We start from the raw sequence: 2035 nt of genomic DNA on the forward strand, positions 1-2035 counted from the left end.
TGTTTTTTTCAAGGAGAAGGCGGCATACGAGGTGTCTTAGGGTCTCGTGGGCGCGGAGATGTGTAGAAGAGACAGACGCAGGACCGCCCGGCCGCGCCGATCACCGAGCGCGGCGAGCAGCCCCTGCACCGGTCCAACCAGCCCGGGACCACCCAGCCCGGGACCACGCAGCCCGGGAGCACGCCGCCCGCCTCCACGACAACGTCGTCGCCCTGGGCCGAGACCACCGCGCCTGCCCGCGAAGAGGCCGCGCCGGAGACGGCCTCCGAGCCGACCACCACGGCGGCCCCCGCTGCCTACCTGAACACCACACCGGCACCTGCCACGCAGCCGTCCTCCACCGCCGACCCGCTCGAAGGCCCGGCCCCGCTCGACGGCCCGTCATCGGCGGGCGGCACGGCGCGGGTCGATGACCCGACATCGGCCGAAGGACCGACTCCGGCAGTCGGCACCACCCCGGGCGAAGGACCGACTTCGATGGGCGGCACGGCACCGGTCGAAGGGCCGACACCGGTGGCCGACGCGGCACCCGTCCAGGCCGAGGCGACCACTGGCGCGGCATCGACGACTCACGCCGAGCCGACCGCCGCCGCGCAGTCCTCCACTGAGACCGCCTCCACTGAGACCGCCTCCACTGAGACCGTCACCACGGCCCAGCCGGGCGATCAGACCGCAACTCCGGGCCAGCCGGGCGGCACCACGCAACCGGCGCCTCAGCCCACCGTCACGGAGCCCATCGCCAGCCAGGCCGCCGCCACCGAGCCCGCCACCGAGCCCGCCAGCGCGCCCGCTGCCGGCCAGCCGGTCGCCTCCGCGCAGCCAGTCGCCGCCGAGCAGAGCAGCAGCACTGAGCCGACCGCAGCCCAGTCCGCCGGCACCGGCCAGCCGACTGCCGCCGCACCGGCCACCCAGTCCGCCGACACCACCGCCGAGCAGACTGGCGCAGCCGCGTCCGCGACCGCGGCCCAGGCCACCGAGCAGGCGACGGCTCCGACCGCCTCCGAGCCGAGCACATCCGAGCCGACCTCACCCGCCACCGAGCCGGCCACGGCCTCGCCGGCCGCCGAGCCGGTGGCCACCTCATCCGCCGCCGCGCCGGTTGCGGCTTCACCCGCCGCCGCCCAAACCACCACGTTGGGCAGCGCGGCGGAGGGTGAAACCGCCCGCCAGTCCGCAGCCGCTCCTGAGAAGTCGGAAGCCGCCGAGGCCAAGGCACCCGCCTCCTCGGAGGCGTCCGCCGCCGCAGAGGGCACCGCTACCGCAGCGCCTCGTGCGGCCGAGGTGCCTGCCACCACCACGGCTCCTACCGCCGAGACCTCCGCCACCACCACGGCCGCCACCACCACGGCCGCTGCCACCGAGACTCCTGCCACCACGGCCGCTAACAGCGAGACCTCCACCACCGCCACGACGCCCGCCGGCGTCGAAGCGTCTACCGGTGCCGACACCCCGGTCTCCACGGAAGAAGCCACGGCAGCCGGCCTGGCGTCCTCCGAGGCGACCCCGGCGGCGGCCACCGCACCCAGCACCGCCACGGCCGACGAATCCAGCGCCGCGACAACCGGTGCCACAGAAGCCACCACGCCCACGGCCGCGCAGCCGTCCAAGGAGGCGCCCACGCCTCAGGCGACGACCGCTGAGCCGGAAAAGGCGACGCAGGCCGTACCGGACACCGAGGCGCAGGCCGTACCGGACACCGAGCGGAAGGGCTCGGGCGACGCCCAGCCCGCGACACCAGAGCCCAAGCCCGAGCCTGCCAAGCCTGGGCCCAAGCCCGAGCCGCGCGTGCAGGAGACCAAGCCTCCGGCGCCCAAGCCCAAGCCCGGCCCCGCGGTGCCGGCGGCGAGGGGTGGCAAGGGCGAGAGCAAGGACGAGCCGGCCGTGCCGGTGCCGTCTCCTCCGCCCGCCCCGGCTGCCCGCCCGGCGCGCAAGGGTTCGAGGGGACGCCGTGCCTCGGTTCCGACGTGGGACGAGATCATGTTCGGGGCCCGCCGCCAGGACTGACCTCCCCGGCGGCTCCCCCGGAGCACCCGCC

The 2035-nt window shown here is 75.6% G+C and carries 2 protein-coding genes; one reads left to right on the forward strand and one right to left on the reverse strand.

Going from position 1 to position 2035, the window contains the following annotated elements; all coding sequences use genetic code 11:
* Window positions 1–713: 713 nt before the first annotated feature.
* The gene (locus ETD85_RS61945; protein ID WP_138699040.1) at window positions 714–1211 is read right to left on the reverse strand and encodes a hypothetical protein; all 498 of its coding nucleotides are present in this window, start codon (window positions 1209–1211) and stop codon (window positions 714–716) included.
* 70 nt (window positions 1212–1281) lie between these two features.
* Here ETD85_RS61945 and ETD85_RS61950 point away from each other — a divergent pair, with 70 nt between their 5' ends.
* Window positions 1282–2004 (forward strand): hypothetical protein, encoded by a 723-nt coding sequence (locus tag ETD85_RS61950; RefSeq protein ID WP_138699041.1) that lies wholly within the window; start codon window positions 1282–1284, stop codon window positions 2002–2004.
* Window positions 2005–2035 lie beyond the last annotated feature (31 nt).

Source organism: Nonomuraea zeae, from assembly GCF_005889725.1.
Taxonomy (GTDB): domain Bacteria; phylum Actinomycetota; class Actinomycetes; order Streptosporangiales; family Streptosporangiaceae; genus Nonomuraea; species Nonomuraea zeae.